Source organism: Streptomyces sp. NPDC019396 (assembly GCF_040632375.1).
In the GTDB taxonomy this organism is placed as follows: Bacteria; Actinomycetota; Actinomycetes; order Streptomycetales; family Streptomycetaceae; genus Streptomyces.
The window spans coordinates 1-8,634 of the sequence record NZ_JBEYBS010000059.1; the positions used below are offsets into that span (position 1 = coordinate 1).

General features: G+C 58.7%; 5 protein-coding genes and 2 pseudogenes. All 7 read left to right on the top strand.

Features of this window, described 5'->3' with window-relative positions:
• Window positions 1–225 precede the first annotated feature (225 nt).
• A pseudogene (locus tag ABZ532_RS30925) lies at window positions 226–986 on the top strand (IS5 family transposase).
• Window positions 987–2,468: 1,482 nt separating this feature from the next.
• A pseudogene (locus ABZ532_RS30930) lies at window positions 2,469–2,746 on the top strand (gamma-glutamyltransferase); the annotation flags it as partial.
• Window positions 2,747–2,910: 164 nt separating this feature from the next.
• On the top strand, window positions 2,911–5,430 hold the full coding sequence (locus ABZ532_RS30935) for a nitrate- and nitrite sensing domain-containing protein (RefSeq protein ID WP_361291174.1): 2,520 nt from the start codon (window positions 2,911–2,913) through the stop codon (window positions 5,428–5,430).
• Window positions 5,427–5,849 (top strand): roadblock/LC7 domain-containing protein, encoded by a 423-nt coding sequence (locus tag ABZ532_RS30940; protein WP_361291177.1) that lies wholly within the window; start codon window positions 5,427–5,429, stop codon window positions 5,847–5,849. Before ABZ532_RS30935 ends, ABZ532_RS30940 begins: the two co-directional genes overlap by 4 nt.
• A 7-nt stretch (window positions 5,850–5,856) precedes the next feature.
• Complete coding sequence (locus ABZ532_RS30945; protein ID WP_361291180.1) at window positions 5,857–6,306, top strand: DUF742 domain-containing protein; 450 nt, start codon at window positions 5,857–5,859, stop codon at window positions 6,304–6,306.
• Window positions 6,287–6,880: an ATP/GTP-binding protein gene (locus tag ABZ532_RS30950; protein ID WP_361291183.1), complete on the top strand. Its 594-nt coding sequence runs from the start codon at window positions 6,287–6,289 to the stop codon at window positions 6,878–6,880. Before ABZ532_RS30945 ends, ABZ532_RS30950 begins: the two co-directional genes overlap by 20 nt.
• A gap of 1,255 nt (window positions 6,881–8,135) precedes the next feature.
• Window positions 8,136–8,634 (top strand): transposase family protein (locus ABZ532_RS30955; protein WP_361291186.1); only part of this gene is annotated, 499 nt, incomplete at its 3' end.

The window sequence follows — 8,634 nt, forward strand, 5'->3', positions numbered from 1 at the left end:
TTGCCAGCCTCGTTTCCGACCGCAACATCACCATGTGAAAGACGCCGTGATCAAGGCAAACACGCCCCACCCGCTATCACGCACCAACTCGTTAGGTCGAGCGGCGCCAGTCATTGAGCCTTTTCCAACCTGCTTCTGGGGTGCCGCAGTTGGGCTGACAACGTGGTGAAGCCCCTGGTAGATGGGTTTTCGACCAAGAGAACCGGCTCCTACCAGAGGCTTCACATGCTTGTCTACCCGTCGGGTGTCGACGTGTCCAGTTCCGCCCTCTGTTTCCTCGCGCAGCAGTTGCGGCGCCACCGCCGCGCGATCGGCTCCCGGTGGCGCCTTACCGTCGGCCGCCAGGCCCTGCTCGCCCTGGCCCATCTGCGGATGGGACACACCTATGCCCAGCTCGCTGCCGGGTTCGGCATCGGCACCGCGACGGCCTACCGCTACGTCACCGAGGCGGTCGGGCTCCTGGCCGCCCTCGTCCCGAGTCTGGACGACGCGGTGCGGGCCGCGTCGACGAAGGCGTATCTGATCCTGGACGGCACTCTCCTGCCGATCGACCGCGTCGCCGCGGACCGGCCGTTCTACTCCGGCAAGCACAAGAAGCACGGGATGAACGTGCAGGTCATCGCCGATCCTTTCGGCCGGCTGCTGTGGGCCTCACCGGCCCTGCCCGGTGCCGTCCACGACATTCGCGCGGCCCGCGAGCACGGCATCGTCGATGCTCTCGCCGAGGCCGGCATCCGGCTGGGCCGACAAGGGCTACCGAGGCTGCCGGCGGCACGGTCCGCATCCCGTGCTGGGGACGCTGGGAGACCCTCTCCGCAGGCCAGAAGGCGGTCAACCGGTCCCACGCGAAGATCCGGGCCCTGGTCGAGCAGGCCGTCGCCACCCTCAAGTCCTGGCGACTTCTCCGCAGACTGCGGTGCTCGACCACCCGCATCACCAGCCTCGTCCAAGCTGTCCTCACTCTTCATCTGACCAGCTCAAAGTAAGGTTGGAAAAGGCTCATTGCCGAGCACGACGGTCGCGCCGCGAGTTCGGTCGACGTCTAGCGCACCAACCCAGGGATCTGATCACCGACCGATTCACCGCAACGTAGGCTGGTTTCACAACTAAAACCGCGATCCTTGCTCCAGGAGTTACGCAAAAGTGGTTTAGCCTCAACCATCAAGATTACAGCTGCGAACAAGTAACAATTGCTCATTTACAGTGCCCGGCACGAGGTATAGCTTCCCGCCCATGGACTATTGTGCGACCTGCCAGCGGTACACGAATGGCGCTCTATGCTGCCAAGGCTGTGGAACACCCGCTGACTTGCTCGAGGCACGAGAGCCTCTCGCCGCGTCTACCCAGGCCCCTGCCCTCCGTCCACAACACGACTCGGTATCCCCTGAGCAGTGCATCCCTGCCTCAACTACCGTTGAGCCCAGCCGAAGAAGACATGCACGTCCACACCATGGCCGCCAGCGAATTCATCTGTTTTGCTGTGTCGTGACAGGTATCGGCATCCTATTGATGGGTTGGCGCATATCGGATCGCGAGGCAACCAATCTGGCTGTAGGTAATGCCCAACTGCGCACTGACGCTGGTCAACCTACTGTGCAGCCAACGGCCACCGACACTTCTTCCACGGAGAGCGCAACTCCATGGACCGACCCTACCGTTGGCAGTGACGGCACGGCGCCCATTCGAACTCATGTGCAATCTGAGGAATCAAGCATAGCCAAACCAAGAAAGTCAGCACCGAAAGAGGGTGGTGATGAAAGAGCGCCTACAACCACTCACCAAGCCACCGGCGAGCCGACGCAATCGTCGATTGATGAACTTGTCAGTAGGCCTAGCTCCATGGCATCAGACGAGACGCGTTGCGGCATTACGGCTCGGTCTCGCTCAATTATGAAGGTTTCAACGAAAGGTACCGCTAGAATTAGAGTGACGCAATCCACTAACTTCACCACATCTTGCCATGGGTATGATTGAAGCCTGCGATCGCCGCGCTGTACCACACAATCCACAATGCCTATTCCGGTATGCCAGAAGCCCAAAAGTCGGGGGCATGGCTATCCTCGGGGAGTAACGGTCGCACGTCTCCTGCGCGATGGCAGCGTACGGGCTCAGTCTATGAACACGTCTGGTTCACGCAACCAGCGAAGCATATTTGGCACGACTCCAGCAAGTTCAGGGAATCGATTGCGCACCCATACGTCAATCCCGCGCAGTCTTCATCGAGTCAACGGCAACATCACCTCAAGCCCCCGCACTTCCGGACATGAAGAACGCGTGAGCAAGACCCGACCCCCGAAAGCCAAGGTCCGGAGCATTAGTCGATAACGCCGCACAGCGGCCGATGTGACTGCCCACGATGCACTCGGATGGTAGACACAAGCTCCAGTGGTCAGTCCAGATCACGAATTAGGATCCCGGATCCGGACGCCAGACTCCTCGGAAGACGCCTGTCCTACCCAGTAGCCAGCGCGGACTTCCACCGATCCTGCCTGATTCGGTCCGACTCCGTTTTGAAAGCCCCGTGACGCCGGCAGACCCCCGCACATCCGTTGCTGTAGGTGCTCAGGGCGCGGCTAGCGAGGAGCCGCATGAGGGTCCCTCAACTACTCATCTGGTGGCCTCGGACCGATGGGGCAACGTCGTGTCCTACATCCTGACCATTGAGCAGACTGGTGGCTCTGCCATTACCGTGCCCGGTCGCGGGTTCCTGCTCAATAACGAGTTGTCCGACTTCTCCTTCGCGCCCATCACCAAGGGGCTTCCTGCCGCATGACCGCTGAGCATTGATTACTCACGCTCGCGATTGACGACGTTACGTAGGCTTTAGTCACGTCCGGGTCCAGCACTGCCGTTGGCAGGCTCCACACTCGCATCTCCCTCTAGCATCTGGAAGACTTCATGCCGTTCCGTATGAGATCGATACGCACAAAAATTGCGGCGCTCCTGGTAGTTCCCATAGTTGCCCTCGCGGGGTTGTGGACGTACACCACGCTGTCGACTACGAGAACGGCGGTGGACCTCACAAGGTCGGAAAATGGATACCGCAACTTCGGTCGGGTGGTGGCGGACCTTGAAAGCGCGCTCCAGAGAGAGCGCCACTCTGCAGTTCAGCTCCTTGCATCTACTTCGACAAAAGGCTTGAGTCCACGGTTTGCGCACAATCAAGCGGCCACTGAACTAATAGCATCACGACTTCGAGGTTCCGGCAATAGCCCTCAATTGTCTGATCTGAACGAGGCGCAGCGTATTAAATTCTCAAAAGTAATGAATACGCTCGACAGCTTGCCGGATCTCCGGCGACAGGTTGCCACCGGTGAAATCAGCTGGCTTACGGCGGTGGAGCGCTATGGAGAGGCTGTAAGGCCAGGGTACGAGTTCCGTAGGGCACTTTCCGTAGATAAGCTAGATGAAGCGTACGTCGGAATTTCTTTGGCTCATGAATTCTACTCCCAAGCGGATGCGATCCTCGCCGGCCTGGGCGAGTCGGGCAAGGCCAAGGAAGCACAAACTCATGCTCTTTATGAGGCTCTAGGATCTCGCAACTTCGTGTTCGACGTTTACATTCAGGAGCTGCCTCGAGAAGATCGGGAGATTTACGATAAAGTATTGGCAAGCACAAAGTGGAAGATTGCCCGCGATTTCGAAACTCGCTTCCAGAGTGAACGACACGCCGTCAACACCCTTGACTCTTTCGACTTTCGCGGTTGGAACACGTCTACCAATGCAGTGCTAGTAGACCTAAAGAATATCGACGCGCTTCTGGGCAAGAAATCGGCTTCTCGCACTACCGAGCTTGCAAATCAAAACATCACACGGGCAGCTATTGCGGGTGGAGTCAGTTTGGCAGCAGTCATTGCCACCGCCTTCGTCTCCGTGCGAACCGGTCGATCACTCACACGTGAGCTTCTTGCGCTACGCAATTCCGCCCAAAGCATCGCCAGCAACCGATTGCCGGCGGTCATTCGCATGCTCCGTCGCGGCGAAGCTGTAGACGTTGCAGCCGAGGTCACTCCATTCTCCTCCGATCTCAAGGAAATCAAGCAGGTAGGACGGGCAATGAGCGCCGTGCAGCGCAGTGCCATCGAAGCTGCCGTTGACCAGGCTCAACTCCGTCGTGGAATTTCAGCCGTATTCGTCAATCTCGCTCGACGCAGCCAAGTACTGCTACACCGCCAGCTCACGCTGCTCGACGCCATGGAAAGCCGAACCGTTGACCCTACTCGGCTGGAAGAGCTCTTCCGCTTGGATCACCTTACGACTCGTATGCGTCGTCACGCCGAAGGCTTGATCATTCTTTCAGGAGGGTCCCCCGGCCGAGTGTGGCGCCGCCCCATTCCTCTCGTTGACGTTGTACGAGCAGCCATCAGCGAAGTGGAGGATTACCAACGGGTGAGGTTGAATGCGTTCCTGCCGCAGCAGGCCCACGAAATGGTCGGTCATGCAGTGGCAGACCTCACCCACCTGGTGGCAGAGCTGATAGAAAATGCAATTCTCTATTCACCTCCTCACACGCAAGTCGAAGTCAGCGGCGAAGCCGTCTTCAACGGTTTCACACTGGAGGTAGTCGACAGGGGGATGGGTATGCATTCCGCGACCCTGGCTGACGTCAACCGACGCCTCTCAATCGAACAGGAATTCGACCTTGCTGACACCGACAGGCTAGGCCTCTTCGTTGTGAGCCGTCTCGCTCACCGGCACGGGATTCGAGTAACTCTCCGAGTTTCTCCGTACGGAGGAACCAGCGCCGTGATCCTGATTCCCCCAGGACTGCTCGCCACGAGGACCAGCCCAGAAGAAGGGCCGCCGAGTGATACCGATTTCAATACAGCACTCGTGGTCAGCCACTCTGCTGATTCAGTCCGCATCGCGGAAGACCCACATCCGTGCGTACCGGATGCTACGGATGTACTCGAAGAACAGTCCCTGTACCGAAATAGCGCTCTCGTAGATTCGTCGGCTCTACATACAGCACGCAGTGAATCCCTAGTGCGCGGCCCAGCAGTAGACCCTGTGCATCGAAGCAGCCATGATATGCCCGAAGAACTAACGCCTAGCCCTACCGCTACGAACAGCTCCTTGGCCGCGAACGAGCTCCCACGGAGAGTGCCGCAGGCCAACCTTGTTCCGCAACTTCGTGAGTCGCTGCCGAAGAATTCGAGCACCCCCAGAAACCGCGCACACAGCCGCACAGCGGAAGACCACCGCGCATCCTTCGCGGCTTTCCAGAACGCGTCATCTGACCATCGGGCCAACTCCCCTACAACCACATCTGAGCTCTCAACAGCGCCAGGCACGCAAGGTTGCGCACCTTTCTTGCCAACCACTGGCGCCGCTCAGAACCCACCCCCATCCCACGAATCCGCGGATGCTATCAGCACCGTTCCTTACCCAGAAACGCATGCCGCGGCAGCAGAGAGGCACAATCAATGACGCAGATAGGCCGAGCATCATTTCCCGACAATTGGCTGCTCAGCGATCTAGTCGCCAGGGTTGCTGATATTGACCATGTCGTCCTACTGAGCAGCGATGGCCTTGCCACAGGTGCTTCCAGTGGTCTCAGCCGTGAGGACACCGAACATCTGGCTGCCGTCGCCTCAGGCTTTCACAGTCTCGCGCGTGGGGCGGGGCGTCACTTCGGCGCCGGCGCCGTCCGTCAGACCATGGTCGAGCTCGACGAGGCATTCCTGTTTATCACAGCTGCTGGCGACGGCAGTTGTCTGGCGGTCATTGCGGGTGTGGAAGCCGATGTTGGCCTCGTCGTCTACGAAATGATGCTCCTTGTGAAGAAGTTCAGTGAGCATCTGTCAGTACGCCCTCGATCCGGCACTCCCGCAGGCACTGGGGAATGAGACAGTTATGGCTGGGTCCGCGGAGCAGAGACAACCGCCAAAGCCGAACACCGATCAAACCTGCCCAGACAGCTTCGAAGCCCGTCCGTGGGAGCTGCGTTGGTACGACCACGACGCGGGGCGGATCGTACGCCCTTACACGGTGACGTCCGGTCGGACGCGTCCGACCGGGGAACAAGCCTTCGACTTGATAGCTGTAGTCACTGCTGTACGGCCCGCACCCGACAGCGTGTTCCTTGCCCCAGAGCAGGCTGCCATAGTCGAGATGTGTGCCCACTGCGCCCTCACCGTTGCCGACATCGGCTCCGCCACTGAACTCCCTCTAGGCGTCGTGCGCGTTCTCCTGGGGGACCTCGAACACGCGGGATTTGTCCATGTGGAGAGGCCCGACGCGCGAGGCGCCATAGCCGATAAGAATCTGTTGAGAGAAGTGATCAATGGCCTACACGTCCTCTGATAGTAAGCGCAAAGGAAGCCCTTCTCCCATTACGCTGAAAATCGTCATAGCAGGTGGATTCGGCGTAGGAAAGACGACACTGGTGGGAACAGTTAGCCAAATACGTCCGCTGCGCACTGAGGAGAATTTGAGTGAAATCGGCCGCCCTCTCGACGACATTGCAGGAATTGAAAGGAAAAGTACCACCACGGTCGCGATGGACTTCGGGAGGATCGACATCCGCGCCGGGCTCGCCCTCTACCTATTTGGCGTGCCGGGTCAGCACCGTTTTTGGTTTCTCTGGGATGAGTTGGCCACCGGAGCGCTCGGTGCGGTAGTTCTGGCTGACACCAGACGTCTGGAGGACTGCTTTCCGTCAATAGACTTTTTCGAACGAAGAAATATGCCCTTCGTGATCGGCGTCAATTGCTTCGACGGAAGCCACCGCTACCCCATCGAAAGTATACGCGCAGCACTCGCCCTGAGCGGCGAGGTGCCTATAATTATGGGTGATGCCCGTAGCCGTTCAGAATGCAGAAATCTCCTTATTACGCTGGCCGAGCACGCTCTTACCTTTAACTCCATAGTCCTTTGAACCGAGAATGCGACGTGACGTAAACGCTGTCACCTAGATTGATGCGGGTGCGGAAATGATTATCGCTGTCGAGATTTTCCAGAACTTCCAGAGGATTGCGGCTTCGGACACGGATGTGTGGCCCAGCGCACGAGGATGGTCCAATTCGTGCGCACGAACGCCCTGGATCTTTCCGGCCAGCGCGCACTCACCGCCCAGCCCCGGGACATTCACACGACGTTCACTAGTGGAGTCGTCTGTAGACGATAAGGCTGTTGACTGTGTTGCTAATGCCATGCGTGTCCGGCGCGTTTGCAAAAGAGTCAGCAGAGCTTGCCAAATCATGGCATTGGGTGCTCAATAAGTTCATCGTGATGTTACTCGATCGCGGGGGGATTTCGCCAGCTTGAGTTTCATCCGGATTGTCGAGGCTCGAGTTCAATTGCGAGTTAGAGTGAGCGCCTTCGATGATAGGGACCTTTCAACAAATCCCTTGAATCCCCTTGAAGAGACCTCCCATCGTGACTGCACTGTTACGCGTAAGTGCCCCGGACGTGAGCCTTCCTGGACCTTCCAGGTAGTGACCACTGTACCCTCGGTCCCGCTCTACGAGTACTCCTGCAGACGGTTCATTCACATCTATTATGCAGTCCTTGTCTATTTTGGTCGATCCGTGAAGCGTCCAGCGCAGGACGGTACCGGCTCCATTACCTCCCTCGTGAACCTCGTACTCCATGATCCCGCGCATCAACCGGCCCCGAATGCCCTTATAGTCGGCTAGAGCAATGAAAACCGTGTCCTGCTCTGCATTAAGCTCACGATGCGTGGTAGAAATTATGTTCGGCCTAATTGTTTCCTCTCACAAGGCTGGGGAATTCCCGAGGTTTCATCGAGCAGCTTCCAAAGAACAGTGTTGGGCGCAACGGTAGCTAGTTCACTCCTCGGATACATGAGTTTCAAATGCTTATATGACGAGTAGATCATGCGAATCATGGTGCCCTAGAGATGAAGCCACCAGCCTGCATCAGGAACGCAAAATTGATCGAGACTCGCTGTAGTGGGCAGTTGACCCGAGTTGTCGCCGATATTGTTGAACCGGAACGCTGCGATGTCCCGGCTGGTTCAACCGTCGGTCGCAAGAAGTTCTGTGAACTTCTCTGACGGTGTCAGATAACTGAGTGAGCCTTTTCCAACCTGTCGTGCGAGTTGGGCGTAGGGCTGGTGAACGGGTGGATGGGTTTTCGACCAAGAATTCCGTCTCCACCAGGGGCTTCGTGTGCTTGTCTACCCGTCGGGCATCGACGTGTCCAGCTCTGTCCGGCGCTGCCTTGCTGCGCGCCTGCGCGCACATCGCCGGGCCCTTGGCACCCGGTGGCGGCGCCTGAGCGCAGGCCGACAGGCCCTGCTCACCCTCGCCCACCTCCGCAACGGGCATCCGTATGCGCAGCTCGCGGCCGGTTTCGGGGTCGGAACGGCCACTGCATTCCGGTACATCGCCGAGGCGGTCGAGGTTCTCTCGGCCCTGGCTCCGACCCTGGCCGAGGCGGTCAGGGTGGCCTCGATGAAGGCGTTCGTGCTGCTGGACGGGACGCTGCTGCCGATCGACCGGATCGCCGCAGACCGGCCCTTCTACTCGGGCAAACACAAGAAGCACGGGATGAACGTGCAGGTCATCGCCGACCCCTTCGGCCGGCTGCTGTGGGCCTCACCCGCTCTTCCCGGGGCCGTACACGATGTCCGCGCAGCCCGCGAGCACGGCATCATCGACGCGCTCA

What these genes read in the sequence shown, in the direction of transcription:
- ABZ532_RS30935 (WP_361291174.1), top strand. Translation starts at nt 2,911, where the DNA reads ATGAGATCGATACGCACAAAAATTGCGGCGCTCCTGGTAGTTCCCATA.
- ABZ532_RS30940 (WP_361291177.1), top strand. Translation starts at nt 5,427, where the DNA reads ATGACGCAGATAGGCCGAGCATCATTTCCCGACAATTGGCTGCTCAGC.
- ABZ532_RS30945 (WP_361291180.1), top strand. Translation starts at nt 5,857, where the DNA reads ATGGCTGGGTCCGCGGAGCAGAGACAACCGCCAAAGCCGAACACCGAT.
- ABZ532_RS30950 (WP_361291183.1), top strand. Translation starts at nt 6,287, where the DNA reads ATGGCCTACACGTCCTCTGATAGTAAGCGCAAAGGAAGCCCTTCTCCC.